This is a genomic window from Arthrobacter sp. BF1 (assembly GCF_056680215.1).
On sequence record NZ_CM155271.1, the window covers coordinates 3,669,899 to 3,692,590 of the forward strand.

Annotated in this window: 19 protein-coding genes; 11 read left to right on the top strand and 8 right to left on the bottom strand. The window is 65.7% G+C overall.

All coding sequences use genetic code 11. The features are described from left to right. Nucleotides 1-11: 11 nt before the first annotated feature. The 3 genes from AC1MCD_RS17295 to xylA all read right to left on the bottom strand — a co-directional run bounded on the left by AC1MCD_RS17295 (nucleotide 12) and on the right by xylA (nucleotide 4,768). Entirely contained in the window at nucleotides 12-1,952 is a 1,941-nt protein-coding gene (locus AC1MCD_RS17295) for an ATP-binding protein (RefSeq protein WP_498673647.1), read from the bottom strand. Between the two features lie 100 nt (nucleotides 1,953-2,052). Next, entirely contained in the window at nucleotides 2,053-3,573 is a 1,521-nt protein-coding gene (locus AC1MCD_RS17300) for a xylulokinase (protein WP_498673650.1), read from the bottom strand. A 4-nt stretch (nucleotides 3,574-3,577) separates the two neighbouring features. Further along, the gene (xylA, locus tag AC1MCD_RS17305; protein ID WP_498673652.1) at nucleotides 3,578-4,768 is read right to left on the bottom strand and encodes a xylose isomerase; all 1,191 of its coding nucleotides are present in this window, start codon (nucleotides 4,766-4,768) and stop codon (nucleotides 3,578-3,580) included. A gap of 223 nt (nucleotides 4,769-4,991) precedes the next feature. On the opposite strand from xylA, the gene AC1MCD_RS17310 reads away from it, so the two are divergent. Continuing rightward, nucleotides 4,992-6,263 (top strand): FAD-binding protein, encoded by a 1,272-nt coding sequence (locus AC1MCD_RS17310; RefSeq protein WP_498673654.1) that lies wholly within the window; start codon nucleotides 4,992-4,994, stop codon nucleotides 6,261-6,263. 6 nt (nucleotides 6,264-6,269) lie between these two features. Next, on the top strand, nucleotides 6,270-7,523 hold the full coding sequence (locus AC1MCD_RS17315; RefSeq protein ID WP_498673655.1) for an ROK family protein: 1,254 nt from the start codon (nucleotides 6,270-6,272) through the stop codon (nucleotides 7,521-7,523). 11 nt (nucleotides 7,524-7,534) lie between these two features. Here AC1MCD_RS17315 and AC1MCD_RS17320 read toward each other — a convergent pair whose 3' ends face one another. Continuing rightward, the gene (locus tag AC1MCD_RS17320; RefSeq protein WP_498673658.1) at nucleotides 7,535-8,446 is read right to left on the bottom strand and encodes an aldose-1-epimerase; all 912 of its coding nucleotides are present in this window, start codon (nucleotides 8,444-8,446) and stop codon (nucleotides 7,535-7,537) included. Between the two features lie 32 nt (nucleotides 8,447-8,478). Further along, a complete protein-coding gene (locus AC1MCD_RS17325; protein ID WP_498673660.1) occupies nucleotides 8,479-9,525 on the bottom strand; it encodes a LacI family DNA-binding transcriptional regulator in 1,047 nt (348 codons plus the stop codon). 298 nt (nucleotides 9,526-9,823) lie between these two features. On the opposite strand from AC1MCD_RS17325, the gene AC1MCD_RS17330 reads away from it, so the two are divergent. The 9 genes from AC1MCD_RS17330 to AC1MCD_RS17370 all read left to right on the top strand — a co-directional run bounded on the left by AC1MCD_RS17330 (nucleotide 9,824) and on the right by AC1MCD_RS17370 (nucleotide 19,402). Next, entirely contained in the window at nucleotides 9,824-11,143 is a 1,320-nt protein-coding gene (locus AC1MCD_RS17330) for an extracellular solute-binding protein (RefSeq protein WP_498673663.1), read from the top strand. A gap of 6 nt (nucleotides 11,144-11,149) precedes the next feature. Continuing rightward, a complete protein-coding gene (locus tag AC1MCD_RS17335; RefSeq protein ID WP_498673666.1) occupies nucleotides 11,150-12,052 on the top strand; it encodes a carbohydrate ABC transporter permease in 903 nt (300 codons plus the stop codon). After that, the gene (locus AC1MCD_RS17340; RefSeq protein ID WP_498673668.1) at nucleotides 12,052-12,957 is read left to right on the top strand and encodes a carbohydrate ABC transporter permease; all 906 of its coding nucleotides are present in this window, start codon (nucleotides 12,052-12,054) and stop codon (nucleotides 12,955-12,957) included. The genes AC1MCD_RS17335 and AC1MCD_RS17340 overlap by 1 nt, the downstream gene beginning before the upstream one ends. Nucleotides 12,958-12,970: 13 nt before the next feature. Continuing rightward, entirely contained in the window at nucleotides 12,971-14,164 is a 1,194-nt protein-coding gene (locus tag AC1MCD_RS17345) for a Gfo/Idh/MocA family protein (protein WP_498673669.1), read from the top strand. A 37-nt stretch (nucleotides 14,165-14,201) separates the two neighbouring features. Continuing rightward, nucleotides 14,202-15,206 carry a sugar phosphate isomerase/epimerase family protein gene (locus AC1MCD_RS17350; RefSeq protein WP_498673671.1) on the top strand — a complete coding sequence of 335 codons (1,005 nt, stop codon included), beginning with the start codon at nucleotides 14,202-14,204 and terminating at the stop codon, nucleotides 15,204-15,206. Nucleotides 15,207-15,256: 50 nt separating this feature from the next. Next, nucleotides 15,257-15,955: a ThuA domain-containing protein gene (locus tag AC1MCD_RS17355; RefSeq protein ID WP_498673674.1), complete on the top strand. Its 699-nt coding sequence runs from the start codon at nucleotides 15,257-15,259 to the stop codon at nucleotides 15,953-15,955. Continuing rightward, nucleotides 15,940-17,067, top strand: a complete 1,128-nt coding sequence (locus tag AC1MCD_RS17360; protein ID WP_498673675.1) for a Gfo/Idh/MocA family protein — start codon at nucleotides 15,940-15,942, stop codon at nucleotides 17,065-17,067. Before AC1MCD_RS17355 ends, AC1MCD_RS17360 begins: the two co-directional genes overlap by 16 nt. Before the next feature lie 39 nt (nucleotides 17,068-17,106). Further along, complete coding sequence (locus tag AC1MCD_RS17365) at nucleotides 17,107-17,460, top strand: cupin domain-containing protein (protein ID WP_498673678.1); 354 nt, start codon at nucleotides 17,107-17,109, stop codon at nucleotides 17,458-17,460. A 67-nt stretch (nucleotides 17,461-17,527) separates the two neighbouring features. Next, nucleotides 17,528-19,402 carry a Na+/H+ antiporter gene (locus AC1MCD_RS17370; protein ID WP_498673681.1) on the top strand — a complete coding sequence of 625 codons (1,875 nt, stop codon included), beginning with the start codon at nucleotides 17,528-17,530 and terminating at the stop codon, nucleotides 19,400-19,402. Nucleotides 19,403-19,640: 238 nt separating this feature from the next. Here AC1MCD_RS17370 and AC1MCD_RS17375 read toward each other — a convergent pair whose 3' ends face one another. The 3 genes from AC1MCD_RS17375 to AC1MCD_RS17385 form a co-directional block, all read right to left on the bottom strand. Next, nucleotides 19,641-20,516 carry an aminoglycoside phosphotransferase family protein gene (locus tag AC1MCD_RS17375; RefSeq protein ID WP_498673685.1) on the bottom strand — a complete coding sequence of 292 codons (876 nt, stop codon included), beginning with the start codon at nucleotides 20,514-20,516 and terminating at the stop codon, nucleotides 19,641-19,643. A gap of 240 nt (nucleotides 20,517-20,756) precedes the next feature. Next, the gene (locus AC1MCD_RS17380) at nucleotides 20,757-21,944 is read right to left on the bottom strand and encodes an MFS transporter (protein WP_498673687.1); all 1,188 of its coding nucleotides are present in this window, start codon (nucleotides 21,942-21,944) and stop codon (nucleotides 20,757-20,759) included. Next, a complete protein-coding gene (locus tag AC1MCD_RS17385; RefSeq protein WP_498673689.1) occupies nucleotides 21,941-22,606 on the bottom strand; it encodes a GntR family transcriptional regulator in 666 nt (221 codons plus the stop codon). The genes AC1MCD_RS17380 and AC1MCD_RS17385 overlap by 4 nt, the downstream gene beginning before the upstream one ends. Nucleotides 22,607-22,692 lie beyond the last annotated feature (86 nt).

Here is a 22,692-nt window from a genome sequence, read left to right on the forward strand (position 1 = left end):
GCGCAGGCGCTTCACCCCAGAAACGTGCGGTGGATGTCGCTGCCGTAGCGTCGGATGATGTCCCGCTTGGCTGCCTGGAAGGCCTCGAGGTCGGCGGCATGGCCCCGCTGTTCCACCCGCCGCCTGGCCAGCTCGTCGGAGATCACGTCCAGGAACAGCTCGGCCAGCAGCAGCCGGGCGGAATCCCGGAAGCGGCCACGGCCGTCAACGTAGAGCTGGACCGTGGGCGCGGCGGTGTTGATGATGACCTTGCGCTCCCCCGCGTTATAAACGGCACGGTCGGCGCTGTTGTGCAGATTGCGGAAGTCATAGCCGGTCAAGAGGTCGACGCCGTGGTCCCGGCTCGCGCGGTGGACCTCGCGGTGCGCCGGGGCCGGGGTTGCGTTGGCGTTGGCGATGGCGTGGTGCGGCGGTTGGTCGGCGCTGCGGCGGGAGGCGTGTTCGGCGATGACGATTTCGCAGAGCGCCCAGTAGTCGCCGGCCCGGACGGTGATCTCGCCCCGGTCGCCTGGCTGTCCCCCGGTCACGGTCCACTCGAGCCGCCGTGTCTCCCCCAGCGCATTGATCGTGACCGGGGCAGGCACGGGTTCAATCCGCAGCGAGCCAGGCAGGCCCATTTCGAAGGTGAGCGTCCCGCCGTCGGGCAACTGACCCGGGTCCAGCAGCAGCGCAATGTGGAACGGGTGCCCCGGCGGGCGGTAGTAGAACGGCGTGGTGAACCGCAGCGCCGCGGGTAGGTCCTCGGCCGCCGTCGTGCCGTCCCTGTTCAGGAGCGCCGGCGCCGTCTCCAGCCCCAGGTCGACGACGGCCGCCTCGCTCATGTGCTGCAACAGATGTTCGATCATCTCGGCTGTTCGCCCGGAGGTGGTGGCGCGTTCCAGGTGCATGAGCTTCTCCTTCTCGGCCTGCACCGGACCGGCGATCATCCGGCCGACGGCCCGGGAGAATGCCGCCACGAAGGGGTCCTTGAGATTCAGGCCCTCCCGCTCGTCGCTGATGATCGCCTTGCCGCGGCCCAGCATCTCAGTCAGTGCCGCACACCGTACGGTGCCGAAGAGGTATTCCGTGCCCACCTGGTTCTCGTACTCGAACAGCTGGCAGTCGAGCACGGCCATGCCCGATTCCACCACCAGGCCGGCGGTGCGTTCGTCGCCCCTGAGCGTCAGTTCCACACCCTGGGCACGTTTGAGCGTGACCGTGAACGGATACTCCTCGCCGTCAACGCTGAAGCTGCCGGGCTGATCGGGGCCGACGAGCACGGTGGCCGGCGGCTCCTGGAAGAGGATGCTTTCGCTGCCGTAGTCCTCGGCGCCGGGGCGTCCATGCACCAGCTCCACGTCGCGTCGGGCCAACACATCCCGCAGGTAGATGTTGTCCGAGAGCGACTGCAGCAAGGTGGCGTGCTGGGTGATGGTGACATGCGGATTGTCGACGACGCTCGTCACCCGGGTGCCCTGCCCATCGGCGGCGATCCCGAGCCGGGCGTAATCCGCGGGGAACGCGCGGCGGTCCGCGCCGTCGTCGTCGTAAAGGTAGCCGCCGTTCTCGCCGCGGAAGACGTCGATGCGGGTGAACCGGCCGTTCAGGATGGTCTCGATCCAGCCGTGCCCCAGGCCGAAGATGGCCTGCTTGAGGCCGCGACCGAAGTACCCGCGGCCGGCGCCCTCGCCGCGGGAGAGCGGGCTGTGCGCACCGCCGTAGCTGAGGATGCGCCCGGCCTGTTGGAAGGACATGCCCTCCGCCTGGTCGCTGACCATCAGGACTGCCCCCGCGAGGTGGCGCTCGCAGCCGACGCGGATCCGGCCGGTCACTCGTGCACCGGCCTTTTCCAACCGGGCGTAGCTGTCGTCACTGTTGGTGATCAGCTCCACCAACGCTTTTTCCACCGAGGCGAAGCGCCGCGAGTCGATCCCGATCACGCGCTGGTCCACCTGGATTTCGGCAACGGTCATGGTAATTCCCTCGCTCCCTTAGCCCAATGGTGGCCGGTCGGTTTGGGACCGTCAATGACCGAAGTCCCGGCGCGCACGGTTTGCCGGCGACGCCCGGACCTCAGCCACCGGGGTGAATGCGGCCGCTCGCGCTCTGGTAGTTCACGCCGATGAGCGGCTGGAAGTCCGGCTTTGGCGTGCTGTTCATGGCAACCGGCCACTGGGGCCGCTTACCGGTGAGGGTCCAGGCCGCCTGCACTGCCGCCCCCCGCGCGACGTACTCGCCGGGGCTGGGGATCACCACCGGAAGGTCAAAGACCTGCGCCGCAATTTTCTGCACGGCCGGGTTCTGCACCGCGCCGCCGATCAGCAGCAGCCGACGTGCCGGCACTCCCAGTTCACGCAGCGCGTTCATTCCTCCGGACAGTCCGCACAGCATGCCTTCAACAGCCGCCCGGGCGATGTTGCTGCGGGTGGTGGATGCGATGCTGAGGTTGTGCAGGCTTGCTTTCGCCTGCGGCAGATTGGGCGTACGTTCACCCTCGAAATAGGGCACCAGCACCACTCCCCCGGCGCCGGGCTCCGCGTCCAGCGCCAGCTTGGCCAGGCCGTCGAAATCGACGTCCAGCAGGCCGGCCATGGAGCTAAGGACCCTGGCCGCGTTCAGCGTCACCGCAATGGGAAGATAGCCTCCGCCCGCGTCGGCGAACCCCGCAACGGTGCCGGTGGCGTCCATGCAGGGATCGGAAGTGACCGCAAAGACCGTGCCGCTGGTTCCCACCGAGACCACGATGTCCCCGGGGCCGATGTCCAGTCCGAGGGCAGCTCCCGCGTTGTCGCCGGCTCCGACGCCAACGGCAATTCCCCCGCCTGCAGCACCGGCGCCCAGGCCAGCCCCGGACGATCCCTCGCCTTTTTCCGTGAAGCAAGCCGGGTGAACCTCCCCCGCCGTGTCGCCGGGACCAAGAACACGCGGCAGGACAACGATGCTGCCAGGCCCTTCAGGACTCCCAGCTTCACGGGCTTCCCGTCCCAAGGCCAGCTCGAACAGCTCCAGGTCATAGGCGCCCGATTCCGGGCTCCAATAGCCTGTGCCGCTGGCATCGGACCGGTCTGTGGTCAGCTGCTCAAGATCAGGGCCCAAGGGGCTGGATCCTGCAGGACCAAAGCCGCGCAGACGCCACGTCAGCCAGTCATGCGGCAGCGCCACGGCGGCAACCTTCGCTGCAATTTCCGGTTCATTGTCCCTGACCCACCTGACCTTGGTGGCTGTAAAGGAAGCCACGGGCACCAGGCCTGTCCGCAGGGCGTACTCCTTCTCGCCCACCTCGGCGATCAGCTGGGCCGCGGCTCCGGCAGACCTGGTGTCGTTCCACAACAGCGCCGGGCGGAGAACAGCGCCCTCCCGGTCCAGCAGCACCATTCCGTGCTGCTGGCCCGCGATGGAGACGGCACTGACGTCGCCCAGCCCGCCGGCGTCGTCAATGGCCTCCGTCAAAGCCCGCCACCAATGGTCCGGATGGACCTCGGTGCCGTCAGGGTGCCCGGCACGTCCTTCGCGGACGGTGGCGCCGGTCTCGGCATTGGCGATGAGGACCTTACAGCTTTGGGTTGAGGAATCCACCCCGGCAACCAGAGTCATGGGATTAGCGTGCCCCGAGCAGGTGCTCGATGAAGAGCTGCTGGAGCTTCACAAAACCGAAGCCTTTCCCACCGAAGTAGGCATCGGCGTCGAACTCTTCGTAAGCGGACTTGTCCGCGAGCAGCTGCTCGTAACCTTCGCCCGGGTTAAGGGTGGGCTGGTTGATCTCGGAAACCCGGGACGCCTCAAGGGCCGCCTGCACCTCCGGGTCTGCCCGGAAGGCCTTGGCGCGCTCCTTGAGGAGCAGGTACGTCTGCATGTTCGCCGCGGCGGAATCCCATACGCCGTTGATATCTTCGGTGCGGCTGGGCTTGTAGTCGAAGTGGCGCGGTCCGTCATAGGCCGGGCCGCCGTCGGGGCCGCCGTTTTCCAGGAGGTCCACGAGCGAGAAGGCGTTCTGCAGGTCGCCGTGGCCGAAGACCAGGTCCTGGTCGAATTTGATGCTGCGCTGGCCGTTGAGGTCGATGTGGAACAGCTTGCCCTGGTACAGGGCCTGGGCAATGCCGTGGGTGAAGTTCAGCCCCGCCATCTGCTCATGGCCGGTTTCCGGGTTGATGCCCACGAGTTCCGGACGTTCCAGCGTCTCGATGAAGGCCATGGCGTGACCCAGGGTGGGAAGGAGGATGTCGCCGCGGGGTTCGTTCGGCTTCGGCTCGATGGCGAACCTGATGTTGTATCCCTTGTCGGTGACATAGTCGCCGAGCAGGTTCACGGCCTCGCGGTAGCGTTCGAGCGCGCCGCGGATGTCCTTGGCGGCGTCGTACTCGCTGCCTTCACGGCCGCCCCACATCACAAACGTCTCGGCGCCTAGCTCGGCTGCCAGGTCGATGTTCTCCAAGACCTTGCGCAGCGCGAAGCGGCGCACGCCGCGGTCGTTGCTGGTAAAGCCTCCGTCCTTGAAGACAGGGTGGCTGAACAGGTTGGTGGTGACCATTGGAACAACCATTCCGGTGGCTTTGAGGGCACCCGTCAGACGGTCGATCTCCCGCTGGCGCTCGCCGGCCGAGCACCCGAAGGGGAAGAGATCGTTGTCGTGGAAGGTCAGGCCGTAGGCGCCGAGGTCGCTGAGCCGGTTGACGGCTTCGACTGTATCCAGCGGCGGCCGGGTGGCTGACCCGAACTGGTCCTGGGCCTCCCAGCCCACGGTCCAGAGACCGAAGGAAAATTTGTCTTCACGCGTGGGCTGAATCGTCATTGAATGCTCCGATGGTAAGGGGCTGGTCCTTGGGGGAAGAACGCGTCGGGTGTCCCGATACGAATATGTTTCGATAACAAACATATTCGTTCTGTCTGTGATGTCAAGCACTTATTTCCTACTCGCGCTCCGGACTCTCCGTAGCATCTAAGCCGCCGCGCTGTTATGTTTGGCATCACACCAAATGGCGCCGTGACGGCGAAGACGAAGGACGAGAGCCCCGATGCAGCAGCTAGTGACCGAACGTAACTGGGCCGGCAACCACACTTACCGGGCTCCCGTGATTGCCCATCCGGCCAGCGTGCAGGAGCTGCAGGAGCTGGTCCTGCGTGCAGACCGTGTCCGGGCCTTGGGATCCCGCCATTCGTTCAACGACATCGCGGACACCAGGGGAACGTTGGCGGTCCTCGACCGTGTGGCCGAAGACATTACCGTGGACCCGCTGAACATGACGGTGAGCGTCGGTGCGGGGACGCGGTACGGGACCCTGGCAGCTGAACTTAACCGGCGCGGTTTTGCGCTGCATAATCTGGCATCCCTCCCCCATATCTCGATCGCCGGGGCGGTAGCGACGGCGACTCACGGCTCTGGCGATGCCAACGGCAACCTGGCCACCGCCGTAGCAGGACTGGAGATGGTCACCGCTGACGGCAACATCTTCTCGGCGCGCGAAGGGGACGACAACTTCGAGGGCATGGTGGTGGGACTGGGAGCGTTGGGCATCGTCACCCGCCTCACCCTGAAGATCGAACCCACGTTCGAGGTCAGTCAAACCGTCCATGAAGGCCTCCACTGGGATCAGGTCCTGGAGAACTTTGATGCGGTGACGGCTTCCGCGTACAGCGTGAGTCTGTTCACCGACTGGAGCGGAACCACCGTGCAGCAGGCCTGGCTCAAGAGCCGTACCGGCGATCTGCGGCCTGGCGGAGGCTCATCCGAATTTTTTGGGGCAATCCCCGCCACCCAGGCAAGGCATCCACTTCCCGGCGTATCCGGCAGCAACTGCACGCAGCAGCTCGGCGTTCCGGGGCCCTGGTCTGACAGGCTGGCCCACTTCCGGATGGAATTCACCCCGAGCAAGGGCGATGAACTGCAAAGTGAATACCTGATCCCGCGCGTGCACGCCACGGACGCCATCCGAACCATGAGGAAGCTCTCTGACGTGGTAACCCCGCTGCTGCTCGTTGGTGAAATCCGCACAGTCTCGGCAGACGAGCTGTGGCTGAGCCCGAATTACGGCCGGGATGGCATCGGCCTGCACTTCACCTGGCGCCAGGACCAGCCCGCCGTCCAGGCTGTGCTTCCCCTGCTCGAAGCAGAGCTCGCCCCCTTCGCAGCCCGGCCCCACTGGGGGAAGGTCTTTGATGCCCGGGCCGCCGCCGTTCGGCCGCTGTACCCGCGCATGGACGATTTCATTGCTTTGGCGGACAGCATGGATCCCACCGGCAAGTTCCGCAACGAATTCCTCAACCGCACTGTCTTCGGAAATGATTAGCCGATAATGACGTCCAAAACCCGCTCCTCCCCCGCATCCACGCTGTCCACCGATTCTGCACAGGCGCTCCCGTACGGCGAGCCGGACCCCTCGAGGCGGAACAACCTGGCCTTGATCACCTCCCTCGTCCACCACCACGGCGTCCTCAGCCGGGCGCAGCTCACCAGAATGACCGGCCTCAACCGGTCAACAGTGGGAACCCTGATCGGCCAACTTGGTGCCTTAGGACTCGTCTACGAGACGCCGCCCGCCGGCGGAGCCCAGGTGGGCAGGCCCAGCCCCGACGTGCACCCGAGCCCCTCCACGGCTGCCATCGCCGTCAACCCCGAGATCGACGCCGTGACCATCGGACTGGTGAGCCTCGGCGGCAAGGTCCAAAAGAAGATCCGCTTTGCCACGGACCGGATTCCTACAGCCAGAGAGGCCGTTAACATCGCAGCGGCCGTCATTGAGGGCATGCGCACCGAGCTTGAGGCGTCCTACCGGATAACGGGCATTGGCATGGCCGTGCCCGGGCTGGTCAACCGTGCCGACGGCGTCGTTCGGCATGCCCCGCACCTGGGCTGGCGCGATGAGCCCGTCGCCAGCATGCTCAGCGAGGCAACCGGCTACCCCTGCCAGGCCGCCAACGACGCCTCCATGGCGGCAGAGGCGGAGCTGATCTTCGGCGCCGGGGCCGGCCGCGAGAACCTTATCTACCTTAACGGGGGCGCCAGCGGCATCGGCGGCGGTGTGATCTGCAACGGCGTGCTGCTGCGCGGCACCTCAGGCTACGCGGGAGAGCTCGGCCACTCCTTTGTCCGGACAGCCGGTGGCACCTGCCATTGCGGCGCCACCGGATGCCTTGAAACCGAAGTCTCGCAGTCCCGGCTCTTCGACCTCGCCGGGCTGTCCGGCGGAGACGCAGCCCAGCTGGAAGAGGCACTCAGAAAAAGCAGCAACGCCGAAGTGGCAGAAGAAGTGGCGCGCCAGCTTGACTACCTCGGGATCGCCTTGCGCAACGCCGTCAACATCTTTAACCCCGAAGCGATCGTGCTCGACGGGTTCCTGGGCATCCTGCACTCCCTCTCTCCCGGAGCTCTGGAACACCAACTGCTGTCCCAGGCCCTGGACGGGCCAGCCAGCCAGGTGCGTATCTACCGGGCAGAACTGGGCACGGACCTGATGATGCTCGGGGCGGCTGAGCTGGCCTTCACGCAGTTTCTGGCAAACCCTGCCAGCGTCGGCACCCTCCCTTTCCCCGCCAATCACACCCTTTAGCCAAAGCAGCGCTAACCCTCCACCGCGTGGATCCGGAAGGTAAGGGAACGGGACTGGCCGGATTCCAGGACAACAAGGTCCTGGCCGGAGTTAAAGGCGTCAGGCGGACAGGTCATGGGTTCAACGGCCAGCCCCCTACGGCCACGCAGCTCCCCGGAGTAGAGCTGCACCCAGGGCGCGTCGGTTCCGCTGGCTTGCAGCACTGCCGCCAGCTTCAGGGCGGGGTTGCGCAGCGTGACGTCCCATGTGCCCCCAGGGAGGGCCGTGAACGCGTGATCGAGCGACTGGGAAGCCAGCACCCGGGGCTCGGAGAAATCGAAGTCCGTGTCCGAAGTTTTCAGGAGGTCAGCGGGCTGGAGCTTTTCATCTGTCAGGAGCACCTTGCCGGCCATGAAGCTCAGTTCGCAGTGGGAGATATCCTCGCAGCCCACGGTGAGGTAGGGGTGGGAGCCGCAGCCGTACGGCGCGGGCGCCGTCCCGCAGTTGGCCGCACCAAGTTCGACGTGCAGGCCCGTGCGGGCGTCCAGCGCGTAGCGTGCCGAGAGCGCCAGCTGAAACGGATAGCCTGGCTCGCCATGGAGCAGGTGCGTGAGTACCAGTTCAGCGTCCGAGGATTGTTCCACCTGCCATTCAACCCAGAGCGCAAGCCCGTGCAGCGCACTTCCGGTCGCCGCCTCGTTGACCGGGAGTTCAAACCGTTGCCCGGTGAAGGTGTAGGCGCCGCCGTTCACGCGGTTCGGCCAGGGCATCAGGACCTTCCCCGCGTAGGCGGGTGGCAGTTCGTCCGCAGGGAAGGGCAGGATGATGTCCTTGCCTTGAAAGGACAGGCTCACCAGGCCTGCGCCGGCGGTGGCGATCGTGGCCTTGTAGTCTCCTGCCTCGAGGGTGATCAGCTGTCCGTTGGGCGTGACGATGGGTGGCATGGCGTTCCTTTCAAGAAAGTGCTTCCCCGGCGTTATGGAGCCACAGCGGGGGCGGCTGTGGAGTCACGGACCACCACGTGTGTGGCCAGCTCAACGCGGTAGGCGTCCAGGACCTCACCGCGGGCCTGGCGGAGCAGGGACCGCAAAGCTGCGCGCCCCATTTCCTCCAGCGGCTGGGCCACGGACGTTATCGCCGGGATGGACTGCTCACCCTGAATGGTTCCGTCAAAGCCAATGAGGCTGATGTCAGCCGGGATCCGCACTCCGTGGCGGCCTGCTTCAGCAAGCACACCCAGGGCGATGCTGTCGCTTCCGGCAAAGACGGCAGTGGGGCGCTGATCAAGCCTCAGCAGTGCCTTGAGTCCGGCGACTCCGCTCTCCCGGCGGAACCTGCCGCCGGAAATGATGTACTGGGGATCCACCTGTAGGCCTTGTGCCGTCAGGGCGGCCATATAGCCGTGCAGCCGCGCCTGGTTGCACTCGGCCTTCTCTATGCCGCCGATGTAGGCGATGCGCCGGTGACCCAGGCTCAGCAGATGCTCTGTGGCGGCCTTGCCGCCGGCCCAGTTCGTTGCTCCCACGCTGACAACGTCCGCCGGCGGCGGGTTGAGCGGGTCGATCACGACGACGGGAATATGGCGGCGGCGGAACGCATTCAGTTGCACCTCACTGAAAGCGGAGGTCACCACGATCATCCCGGCCCTGCCCTCGTCGATGATCCGCTGGGCCCGACGCTCCGGGCTGTGCCCCTTTGAGGTTGGCGGTCCAGTGACGCTCACCAGAATTTCAACATCGTCAGCTGCAGCCAGCTGAAGTATCCCGTTGAGAACCTCAACGGTGTAGGCAGAGTCGAGCACGTCGATGACCACTTCCACCACCGTGCTGGCCTGGGCTGCGGACCGTCGCTGCAAAGGCGACTGATACCCCGCCTGTTCCAGGGCGGCCAGAATGCGCGCCCTGGTTTGCGGCGCTACATCTTCCCGCCCGTTGACCACTTTGGAGACTGTCGGCGCAGACACCCCAACCTGGAGGGCGACGGCAGCCAGGGTGGTCTTTTCGGGCCGAGCGCTTATAGCCAAAGGATGGCTCCGTTCTTTCGAAATATTTCGTAAGTCTTATCTTGCCGTTCATCCCACCGCAGGTCAACCAGATTTCAGGCTGTAGGCAAATTAGCGACGAAGACATAGTGCTTGACTGTGACGCGGCTCACCGCTAGATTTACCTCACCGGTCGCAAGTTTTCGAAATATTTCGAAAGGATTGCAGTGCGACCCAAGACCAAAGTGACGTGGACAGTCTGCCTCGAAGCCGACAGCGAAGGCCCACCTCACACGTTACCGGGACCCAGCGTTGAGCCCGGATGATGAACGGAAGCGAAATGAAAATTCGAAAGTTGCGCTCGGCAGCCTTGGCAATTTCCGCCGCAGGAATGGCAATCAGCCTGGCCGCCTGCGGTTCTGCAGGTCCTGCCGGTTCAAACGTGAGCAGTGACTCGGCCGCCATGTGGGGTCTCACGGGCGGCAACCAGCCTGTCCTGCAGAAGTCTGTGGATGACTGGAACCAGGCGAACCCGGACAAATCGATCAAGCTCGACTTCTTCGCCAACGACGCTTACAAGACCAAGGTCCGCACCGCCGTCGGTGCCGGCCAGGGCCCCACGTTCATCTATGGCTGGGGCGGCGGCGTCCTGAAGTCATACGTCGATGCCGGCCAGGTGGACGACCTTTCCACCTTCCTGAAGGACAACCCGAAGGTCAAGGACCGTTACCTGCCCTCAGTGCTGAAGAACGGCGAGATAGGCGGCAAGACCTACGCTCTGCCGAACAACAACGTCCAGCCGGTAGTCCTGTACTTCAACAAAGAGGTGTTCGACAGGGTGGGCGCCCAGCCCCCGAAGACCTGGGACGAGCTGATGGCCCTCGTACCGAAATTCAAGGAAGCCGGAATCGCCCCCTTCTCGCTCGGTGGACAGTCCAAGTGGCCGGACCTGATGTGGCTCGAGTACCTCGTTGAGCGCATCGGCGGCCCTGAGGTCTTCGCAAACATCGCCGCCAACAAGCCCGGAGCATGGTCCGATCCTGCCGTGATCCAGTCCCTGACCAAGATCCAGGAGCTGGTGGACGCCGGCGGGTTCGTCAACGGTTTCTCCTCGATTGCTGCCGACAGCAACGCCGACCAGGCCATGATGTACACCGGCAAGGCAGCCATGATCCTGCAGGGCGGCTGGATCTACCAGGGCATGAAGAAGGATGCCGCGGACTTCGTCAAGAGCGGCAAGCTGGGCTTCACCACCTTCCCCACTGTTGCCGGCGGCAAGGGGGACCCGGCCAACGTCGTCGGAAACCCGTCCAACTTCTGGTCCATCTCGGCCAAGGCCACCGATGCCCAGAAGAAGGCGGCCCTGGACTACGTCAAGGACGGCATGTTCACCGACGCGAACACTGACGCTTTGATCAGTTCGGGCGCCGTCCCTGTGGTTCAGGGCATTGAAAGCAAGCTCGAAGCCTCCCCGGACAAGGACTTCCTGACCTTCGTCTACGGAATGGCCAAGAATGCTCCCAGCTTCACGCTCTCCTGGGACCAGGCCCTCAGCCCGGCCCAGGGCGACGCCATGCTGTCGAACCTGGACCAGATTTTCCTGAAGAAGATCAGCCCGGAGCAGTTCGCCAGCACCATGAACGCCACGATCGGAAAGTAAGAGACCATGACGGCTCTTGGTTCTTCTCACCGGGGGGTCCGCGATGCGGGCCCCTCGGGGTGGCTCGCGGCCCCGGCACTGATCTTCTTCCTCGCATTTGCAGTTATCCCGCTGATCGGCGTCGTTTTCCTCAGTTTCACGAGCTGGAACGGACTGGGCGAGATCAAGCTGGAAGGCCTGTCCAGCTGGACCACGGTCCTGACGGATCCGGTGACAGGCAACGCGCTGGTGGTGACCGCCAAGATCATGTTCTTCTCGTTCATTGTCCAGGCACCCATCAGCTTGCTTCTAGGCGTCTTCACGGCCGGCGGACAGAAATACCGCGCGGCCCTCGCAGTCCTCTATTTCCTGCCGCTGCTGCTCTCATCCGCCGCGGTCGCCATCGCTTTCAAGGCCCTGCTCGACCCCAACTTCGGCCTGGGCCCCGGGTTCAATCTGCCCATCCTGGCCCAGGACTGGCTCGGGAATTCCGACTTGGTCCTGTTCGTGGTGGTCTTCGTGATCGCGTGGCAGTTTGTCCCGTTCCACACCCTGATCTACCAAGGCGGCGTACGCCAGATCCCCACGTCGCTCTACGAGGCAGCCGAAATCGACGGCGCAGGACGCTTCCGCCAGTTCTGGAACATCACGCTGCCCCAGTTGAAGTACACCGTCATCACGTCCTCCACACTCATGGTGGTGGGCAGCCTGGCCTATTTCGACCTCATCTTTGTGCTCACCGGCGGCGGACCCGGATACAGCACCCGGCTGCTTCCGCTGCACATGTACCTGACGGGCTTCAAAGCCAATGACATGGGCGCCGCGAGCGCCCTCGGCGTCATTCTCGTCGTCATCGGCCTGGGCCTTGCGCTCCTGCTGCAGCGCCTCGGCGGCCAGAACCGCAACGCGAGCCAATTGGAAGGTGCCTGATGGCGTCCACAACACAACTGCCCGTCCCTCCCGCCCAGACGGCGGGCACCATCCCCACAAAGCCGGTAGCCCGCACCAAGGGACCCGGCCGGCAGCGCCCCAATCTTCTCGGCGGCCTGGGCGGCTGGCTCTGGCTCGCAGTCATCATCATCCCGATCTACTACGTGCTGATTACCAGCTTCAAGAACCAGGCGGGGTTCTTTACCTCCAACCCGATGCTTCCGGCGACGGAGCCAACGCTGGACAACTACAAGCTGGTGTTGGAGAACGACTTCGTCCGGTACTTCACCAACAGCCTCATCGTTACCCTCGGCACGGTGCTTCCGGCCCTTCTGGTGTCCTTCATGGCCGCCTACGCGATCGTCCGGGGCAGGAGCCGGTTCCTCAGCCTGACGAACAACCTCTTCCTCCTTGGCCTCGCGATCCCGCTGCACGCCACCATCATTCCCATTTACTGGATGATCACCAAGGCCCACATGTATGACACCTTGCTGGCGCTGATCCTGCCGTCCGTGGCCTTTGCCATCCCGGTCAGTGTCCTCATCCTGTCCAATTTCATGCGGGATGTCCCCAATGAACTGTTCGAGTCCATGCGGCTGGACGGCTGCTCGGACTGGGCCATGATGTGGCGTCTTGCCCTGCCCATGACCAAGCCGGCCGTCATCACCGTGGGCATCTACAACGCCCTGCACGTCTGGAACGGCTTCCTCTTCCCGCTGATCCTGACCCAAAGCCCCGCAACCAGGGTCCTCCCGCTGTCGCTCTGGACGTTCCAGGGCGAGTTCAGCGTCAACATCCCCGCTGTCCTCGCGTCCGTGGTCCTGGCGACCCTCCCCCTCCTGGTGGTTTACGTTGTGGCCCGCCGCCAATTGCTCAGCGGCCTGACTGCCGGTTTCAGCAAGTAGAAAGGACCTTCCGATGACAGAACCCCAACCCCTGCGGGTGGGCATGGTGGGCTACGCCTTCATGGGGGCCGCCCACTCCCACGCCTGGCGCACGGCCCCACGCTTCTTTGACCTGCCGCTGCAGCCCCGGCTCACCGCGGTTGCCGGACGAAATGCCGACGGCGTGCGTGCCGCGGCGGACAAGCTCGGCTGGGAATCGGTGGAGACAGACTGGCGGCGCCTGATAGAGCGCGACGACATCGACCTGATCGACATCTGCACACCCGGCAACACCCACGCGGAGATTGCGATTGCCGCCCTCGAAGCCGGCAAGCACGTGCTGTGCGAAAAGCCGCTGGCGAATTCCGTCGAGGAGGCCGAACGGATGACCCTCGTGGCGGAGACGGCAGCCAAGCAGGGCGTTCTCTCCATGTGCGGCTACAGCTACCGCCGCACTCCCGCCCTGGCGCTGGCCAAACGCCTCGTGGAACAGGGCAGGCTCGGCGAGCTCCGGCATGTCCGCGCCCAATATCTGCAGGACTGGCTCTCGGATGAGAACGCCCCCATGACCTGGCGGCTGGACAAGAGCAAGTCCGGGTCCGGGTCCCTCGGTGACATCGGGGCGCACAGCATCGACGCTGCCCAATGGGTTACGGGGCAGAGCATCACCGGTGTCTCGGCGCTGCTGGAGACTTTCGTTCCGGAGCGCCCGCTGGCCGGCGATCTGGTCGGCTTGGGCGGCCACGGTGACCTCAGCAGTGACGCACCCCGCGGAAGCGTCACGGTGGACGACGCGGCGATCTTCAGCGCAAGGTTCGACGGCGGCGCTACTTCCCCGGGCCCGATCGGCGTCTTTGAAGCCACCCGTTATGCGCTGGGCAGGAAGAATGCGATGCGCCTCGAAATCAACGGAACCAAGGGCTCCCTCGCCTTCGACTTCGAGGAAATGAACGTCCTGTCCTTCTACGATGCCGCCGAATCCCCGGACGCCGGATTCCGGCGGATCTTCGTCACCGAGCCCGAGCACCCTTACGCCGGCAACTGGTGGCCCACCGGCCACGGCCTTGGCTACGAGCACGGCTTCACCCACCAGGTGGTGGACCTCGTCACCGCGATCGGTGAAGGCCGCCAGCCAGAGCCGTCCTTTGCCGGCGCCCTGCAGGTCCAGCGCGTCCTGGCCGCGGTGGAGTCCAGTGCGGCAAATTCCAGCCAGTGGCAAAAGGTCTGAGCAACGCGGCCCAAGCCAGTACAACCAAGGAACCCTGATGACACGACCAATCACGCTTTTTACCGGCCAATGGGCAGACCTCCCGTTTGAGGAGGTGGCCAGGCTCGCCGGCGAGTGGGGCTTCGACGGGCTCGAGATCGCCTGTTGGGGCGACCATCTGGACCCCCGCCGGGCTGCGGAGGACGACAGCTACCTCCAGGGCCGGCTGGACATCCTGGCGAAGAACAACCTGCAGGTCTTCGCCATCGCCAACCACCTCACGGGCCAGGCCGTGTGCGATGACCCCATCGATGAACGCCACCAGGGCATCCTGTCTGCCGAGATCTGGGGCGACGGCGAACCCGAAGGTGTGCGGCGCCGCGCCGCGGAGTCCATGAAGGACACCGCCCGGGCAGCTGCCCGCCTGGGGGTGAAGACCGTAACAGGGTTCACCGGCTCCTCCATCTGGAAGGCCGTTGCCATGTTCCCGCCCGCCCCGGAGGCAATGATCAACGCCGGCTACCAGGATTTCGCCGACCGCTGGAACCCGATCCTGGACGTCTTCGACGAGGTGGGCGTCCGCTTCGCCCTTGAAGTCCACCCGTCCGAAATCGCCTACGACTACTGGACGGCAAAGCGCACCCTGGAAGCCATCGGGCACCGCAAGAGCTTCGGGCTGAACTTCGACCCCTCCCACTTCATCTGGCAGGACCTGGACCCGGTGATGTTCCTGCAGGACTTCGCAGAACACATCCTCCACGTCCACGTGAAGGAATCCGTGCGCCAGCTGGACGGCCGCAACGGCCGCCTCGGCTCCCACCTGGCCTGGGCAGATCCCCGGCGCGGCTGGGACTTCGTCACCGCAGGCCACGGGGACGTGCAGTGGAACCGGATCTTCCGGACCCTGAACGCCATCGGCTACGAGGGACCCACCAGCATCGAATGGGAGGACGCCGGCATGGACCGCCTCATCGGCGCCCCGCAGGCGCTGGCCATGGTGCAGCAGCTGGCCCGGATCGCCCCGCCCGCTGCCGCTTTCGACGCGGCCTTCGCCAGCCGCTAACCACTTTTCCGGCCCTGACCGGGCCGATAGCCAACCAAAGGAACCCACAAATGACCGAACGCAAGAACGCCCTGGTAGTCCGGGGCGGCTGGGACGGACACCAGCCGCATGAGGCCACCGAGCTCTTCATCCCCTACCTCAAAGACAACGGCTATGACGTGCGCGTCGAGGAATCCCCCAAGGTTTACGCCGACGCCGAATACATGGCAGGCGTGGACCTGATCATGCAGTGCATGACCATGACCACCATCGAAAAGGACGAGTTCGCCGGGCTGCGCACCGCCGTCGAAAACGGCACGGGCCTGGCCGGCTGGCACGGCGGGATCGCCGATTCCTACCGGAACAACTCGGACTACCTGCACCTGATCGGCGGCCAGTTCGCCTGCCACCCCGGCAAGCACCCGGACGAGCGCATCGGCGAGCAGTCGGATAACTACGTGCCCTATACCGTCACCATGCTCCCTGCGGCGGCGGAGCACCCCATCACCCAGGGCATCAACGACTTCGACCTGGTCACCGAGCAGTACTGGGTCCTCTCAGACGACTACATCGACGTCCTCGCCACCACCACCCAGAAAGTCCGCGAGTGGGACCCGTGGAACCGCGAAGTCACCTCCCCGGCCATCTGGACCCGGCAATGGGGCCAAGGCCGGATCTTCGTGGCCACCCCCGGCCACCGCGTCGAAATACTCCAGGACACCAACGTCCGCACCATCATCGAAAGGGGCCTGCTGTGGGCAAGCCGTTAAAAGTAGGAATCGTCGGCTGCGGCGCCATCATCGCCCAGTACCTCACCAATTTCCGGAAACTCAACGACATCGAACTCGTGGCCGTAGCGGACCTGGATCCGGCGCGTGCCCAGGCGGTGGCGGACGGCTACGAGGGCGCGCGTGCTGTTTCCGTTGACGAACTCCTGGCAGCGGACGACGTCGAACTGGTCCTGAACCTGACCATCCCGGCGGCGCACGCCGAGGTGGCGCTCAAGGCGATCGCCGCGGGCAAAAGCGTGTACGGCGAGAAGCCTCTTGCTGCCACGACTGCGGAGGCGCGCCAGGTCCTGGACGCGGCGCGCGAGGCTGGCGTCGCCGTCGGCTGCGCCCCCGATACTGTGCTGGGCACCGGTATCCAGACCGCGCGCAAAGCGATCGACGACGGACTGATCGGTGCACCCATCTCCGCCTCCGCCACGATGGTGACGCCCGGGCACGAGCGCTGGCACCCGAACCCGGACTTCTACTACCAGCCCGGCGGCGGCCCGCTCCTCGACATGGGCCCCTACTACGTGACTGCCCTCGTGACCCTGCTGGGCCCCGTCGTCTCCGTGATGGGCGCCGCGAGCCACACGCGCAACGAACGGACCATCGGCTCCGGGCCCCGCCAGGGCGAAACGGTCCCGGTGGACATCGACTCCCACGTCACCGGCGTCCTGGTTCACGCCTCCGGCGCACTGTCCACTCTTTTCATGAGCTTCGACGCTGTGAAGTCCAAGTCGCCGAACATCGAGATTCACGGTTCCACGGGATCCCTTGTGGTTCCGGACCCCAACCACTTTGACGGTGAGGTCCAGCTGTTTTCCCTCGGCGCAGACAGCTGGGACACTCTTCCGGTATCCGCCGGGTACGTCGACTCGGGTCGCGGCTTCGGCATTGCCGACCTCGCCTCCACAGCGCAGGGCGAAGAGCCCCGGGCGGGTGGCGCCTTGGCCTACCATGCCCTTGAGGTGATGGAGTCAGTGCTCGAATCAGCCCAGAGCGGCAGGGCCGTACCCATCCGAAGCACCGTCGAACGGCCGGCGAGCGTCGAGCTGACAGTCCTGACCGACGACGTGAGCAGGCTGGAGGCCCAGACGGCTGCCTCCTAGAATCAGTTGAATCAGGCGCATTCAATTGGGAAGGAAGCCATGGCAAAGCCAGAGATCGAATTTACCGCCACTTCATCCGTTGAGTTCGCGCCTTGCAGCCCACCGATCGACGGACTCTCGGAAGCGGTCTTGGCACGCGATGACGCGAACGGCGCCGTCACGCGCATCCTGAAATTCGAAGCCGCAACGGACACTTCGCCCATCGGTGTGCTCACACATGACTTCTGGGAAGAAATCTTCATCATTGAGGGTTCCGTGACCGATCAGCGGCAGAACCGAACGTTCAGCGCAGGCGATTGGGCAGTGCGGCCTCCGGGCATGGAACACGGCCCCTGGGTCTCCGAGCACGGTGCCAAGATGTTCGAAGTGCGGTACTACCAGAACCGTGGTTAGCGGACGACGGCGGGACCTCCCGCCGTCGTCCGGGTTCCAAACGCCGCGGGCCTGAGACAATGGCCCAATGGAAATCGCACTGGGACTTCTGGTTCTCGTCGCGGTGGTCTGCGCGGGCAGCGCCCTGGGCCGGAAGCTCAACATTTCGGTTCCGCTGGTGCTGGTGCTGGCGGGCGTCGCGGGTTCCTTCCTCCCGTTCGTCCCGAACATTGAGCTGAATCCGGAACTGGTCCTGGTGGGCCTGTTGCCGCCCCTGCTTTATGCGGCGGCGCTGCGGACTTCCCTGTTCGATTTCGGTTCCAACCGCCGCGCCATCGGGCTGCTTTCGGTGGGATACGTCATCTTCGGCACCATCACCGTGGGCTTTGTGGTCTGGTGGCTGTTCCCCGAGATCCCGCTGGCCGCCGCGTTCGCGCTGGGCGCCGTCGTTGCCCCGCCGGACGCGGTTGCCGCCACCTCCATCGCGAGAAAGGTGGGGATGCCGCGCCGGATCGTCACCATCCTTGAGGGTGAATCACTGGTCAACGATGCCACCGCACTAATCTGCCTCCGCGCCGCCATCGCAGCCATCTCCGGTTCCGTATCCGCGGTGGGGATCGCCGGAGACTTCCTGCTTGCCGCCGGGGGCGGGGTGGTGGTGGGCCTGGCCGCCGCTTACGTGCTGACCGCGCTCCGCAAGCGGATCCGAAACGTCGCCATCAATACGTCCACGTCACTGATCGCGCCGCTCGTTGCGTACCTCCCGGCGGAAGCGATCCACGCCTCAGGCGTCCTCGCCGTCGTCGTTACCGGACTGGTGATGGGCACGAAGGCGCCGTCCATGCCCAACGGCGCCGCCCGCCTGAGCCAGCGCAGCAACTGGAACACGGTGCAGTTCCTGTTGGAGAACTCCGTGTTCCTTCTGATCGGGCTCCAGGTGCGGTCCATCATCGAGGGTGTCCAGGACGACTCCCTGGGCGCCGGCAGGATCTGGGCCGGCTGCGCCATCATCCTGCTGGCAGTGCTGGTGCTCCGGCCGGTGTGGGTGTTCCCGGCGACGTACCTGCCCCGGCTCATTCCGGCCGTGCGGCGGAATGATCCGGCGCCGCAGTGGCAGTTCCCGGCGATTGTCTCCTGGGCAGGCATGCGGGGAGTGGTCACCCTGGCCGCGGTGCTGGTCCTGCCAGCGGACCTGGAACACCGTTCCGTGCTGATCCTGGCCGCCCTTGTGGTGGTGGGCGGCACGCTGACGCTGCAGGGCTTCACCCTTCCTGCCCTCGTCCGCGTCCTGCGGATTCCGGGCCCGGACCAGCGCGAGGACGCACTGAACCAGGCTTCGCTGATGCAGCAGTCCACAGCAGCCGGCATAGCCCGCCTCCAGGAACTGCGCACGGACGACGATCCGCCGGAGGTTGTGGCCATGCTGAAACGGCGCACGCAGGAGCGCGGGTTGGCCGCCTGGGAACGGCTGGGCCGGCCGTCAGCGGAGTCGGCGACGCCCAGCGAGCGCTATGCCCGGCTGAGGCTGGCCATGCTGGAAGCGGAACGGGCCAAGGTGCTGGAGCTGCGGCGCGGCGGCGCGTATGCGCAGGAGGTTCTCAGCGAGGTTCTGGAGCGTCTGGACGTTGAGGAATCCATGCTCGACGTGTCGCTCGATGAAGTGGACACCACCGGCGAGGGCGGCGGCGAGGGTATCGCGAGGCCGGGCGGGGTGTGCAGCCACCTCGAGTCAGCCCGGTCCCGGGAGGCCCCCCACGACGCCTACTGCGCGGACTGCCGCCGGGAAGGCACGACGACGGTGCACCTGAGGATGTGCCTGCGGTGCGGCAAAGTGGGGTGCTGTGACTCCTCCCCCGGCACCCACGCGTCCAGGCACTTCGAAGCGACCGGGCACCCGGTCATGCGGAGCATCGAGCCGGGTGAGGATTGGCGCTGGTGCTATCAGGACGACCTGCTGGGGTGACGGAGGGCTATTCCGGCAGGCTGCCGACGCCGTTGAGGGGTACGTTCTTACGCCGCGCCAGCTGTTGACCGGGCGCTGACGGCGGGCCTGACAGCGGGGGGTGCGTTTCTGTGACGTGGTGGCGTACAGGATGGGGGCTGGTTCGGCGACGATGAGAGCTTCAGCCGCAGTGAGCCCGCTGTTCAGGAGCGTGGATGTCCCGGCACCCTGCAAACCGGACTGATGCGGCACTTCCAAGTCAGCCTTCCAGGACCTGCCTGATCCCGAACTCGCCCACGGCGAACATCCGCGGATTATCGTCGGAGTTGCTCAGCATGGCCGTGCACAGGTTGAGAGCCCAGCCCCGGGCCCTCGCCCACGTGTCCCGGTCTACTGCGGGGCCAAAGGCGTCCATGAAGCGGTGGCGGGCGCCGGCGTCGAACATCAGCCACCCCACCGCAAGATCGACCGCCGGGTCCCCTGCCCCCACATCGCCGAAATCGATGACCCCGGCCAGGCCGCCGTCGTCGGCCAGCAGGATATTGCCCGGGTGAAGGTCCCCGTGGAGCATCAGCGGCGGACCATCCCAGGCTGTGGCGGCACAGGCCTGCGCCCACAGCGCTCGCAAGGCTTCCGCCTGCGGGTAGCGCTCCCGGTCCCCCAGCCGTTCCACCACCGCAAAGTTGCGGTCCGTCAGCGGCACGCCACGGAAAAGGTTCACCGGAACGCCGGTTTGGGCACGCACGTGGAGGGAAAGGAGGAAACCGGCCAGGCTTTCAGCGGCCTGCCCGCGGCCTGCCGGGCCGACGTCGGCCGCGGCAGTTCCGGGCACCCACCGCACGATGCTCCACGGCCAGGGAAAGTCCGGCGTCGGCCGGCCGGCATGGACCGGGACGGGAACCGCCACCGGGGAACGGCGGGCTATGCCGGGAAGGTAGGCCTGCTCATGCAGTATCAGCGGAACGGCCTCAGCTCTGCGCGGCAACCGGACGGCCAGGTCGTCGCCGAGCCGGAAGGTCGCGTTGTCCCAGCCATTCGCCACCCGCGCCAAAGGACGATCCGCAAGGTCGGGCCGCTGCTCACGGACGAGGCACCGGACCACGGCGCCACTCACTTCCAACGTCGCTGGTGGCATTCCCGCCATCCGGAGATCCGCCTCCCCTGTTCCTGCGATGCAATCCGGTCCTGTCCCTCCGAATATAGTTCAGGTCCGCGGGAGCAGACGGGCGGCCTTCCGGGAAGACATGACGGCGGGCGTTGCGACGGCATGCAGAGCGGTCGACGGCAGGAGCTCCCGCCGCCGTCCGTTTCCGTTTGGTGCCGCTCCCCTACCTGCGCCGCCCTACACCGCCGACCGGCCTGCTGGGGTGAGGGTCTAATCGTCCAGCCGCACACCGCGGAGCAGCAGGAGCGTCCCGCCCACCACAACTGCTGACGCCAGGAAAACTCCTCCTGTGCCAAGCCCCGCCGCCACAACGCCGATGGCGCTGGGCAGCACCACCTGGCCCACCCTGTTGCCGGCCAGCCGCAGGGCCAGAGCCCGGCCGCGCTGGCCCGCCGGGGCCTGGGCTGAAAGCCAGGACATGGTGAGGGGCTGGCCGATGCCGAGGCCCAGACCGAGGACAGCCATGACTACAAACAGCAGCCATGCCGGCATGGGAACTGCGGCCGCGCAAAGGGCCACCGTGGACAGCGCCAGGCTGAACACCATCAGCCGCATGCGTCCCAGCTTCCGGGACATCTGCCCCAACCCGAGCCGGGAAACCATGGAGAACACGGCCCGGGTGGTGAGCATCAGGCCCACCGTTGCCGCCGTGAGCCCGCGCTCGGCGCCGAGCGCGGGGAGGTAGACCATGGTCAGGTCCACCACGGCCAGGACGGTGGCGCTGGTGGCCAAAGCCCGGGCCACGCCGGGTGTCTTCAGCAGCGCAACAACACTGCCTTTGCCGCCACCAACACCATCACCCACAACAGCTTTCCTTTTGCCGCCGCTGACGTTGGCCGAGACGCCGAAGGTAGTCACAAAAAGCACCAGGCTCATGCACACAGAGAGGAAGAAGATCGCCTGGGTGTCGGGGCGGACGGTGGCACCGCCCACCACGGAAATCGCCAACGGCCCCAGGGCCTGCCCCAGCGATGCAGCGAAGGTGAGGTAGCCGAAGGCGGAGTCCATTCTGGATGCGGCAGCGTTGTTGGCCACCACGGCCTGCTGCCCCACCACGCAGGCAAGTTGGCCGGCGCCGAGGAGGGCGGTGCCGATGACCAGGGTGACGATCGACGATCCCCACAGCAGCAGGAAGGCAGAGCAGGCAAGAACGACGGCGGATCCGATCGCCATCAGCCGGCGCTCACCCAGGCGGTCCACCAGTCCGCCCGTGGGGACGGCGAGCAACAGGGGAAAGACGGCGTAACTGGCGGCGAGGAGACCCAGCGCGAATCCGGGAACGTCCAGTTCGAGCGCCCGGTAGGTGGCGGCCGGCCGGACCAGGAAGGTGACGGCCTGGATCAGGGCGGAATGAGTGAGGAGGGCTGTGGCCGAGCGGCGTCCGAGTTCACCGATCATGTGACGACGAGGCTGTTGCCCGTGATGGCACGCAGCGCCGCGTCCCGGGCTCCCATGACGTGGTCAAAGGCTAGCTTAGAGGCTCTTTCAGGGTTGCCGGCGGCCACCGCATCCACCAGGATCCGGTGCTGTGCCAGGGCTTGGTCCCGCCGTTCCTGCGTGCTGTTGGTGAAGTGGCGGTACCGCTCCATCTGGCTGGAGACCTGGTCATGGAACCGCCGGGCCCACGAATTCCCTGCCATCTCGGCGATCTTTGCGTGCAGCGACATGCCCTGCTTCATGGCTTCATCGGCAAACTTCACCATGGCGGCGTTGCGCTCAAGAATGCCGTTGAGGGCTTCGATGTCGGCCGCCGTCGCCTTCATGCACGCCTGCCGCGCCATCAGCGATTCCATCGCCGCGCGCACCTCGTACAGCTCGGAAATGACTGCCTCGTCCAGGACCGGCACCAGGACACCGCCGGTGGGTTGCTGTTCGAGCAGGCTCTCCGAAATGAGCCGCCGGATGGCCTCCCGCAGCGGCGTCCGGCTGACCCGCAGCGCCTCAGCCATTGCCGGCTCGTAGATGCGCGCCCCGGGCTTCAGCTCAAGGCTCAGGATCTGCCGCTTCAGCTCCGCGTAGACAAGGTGTGCCCCGGTGTTCCGGGACGGTGAATCTGCCATGTGGTGACCTCCGCGCTTCATCATACTTGTATACATCTATACAAGTGCGCGCCGCACCGCTTCCGCTCCGGAAACGGCGGGAGGTC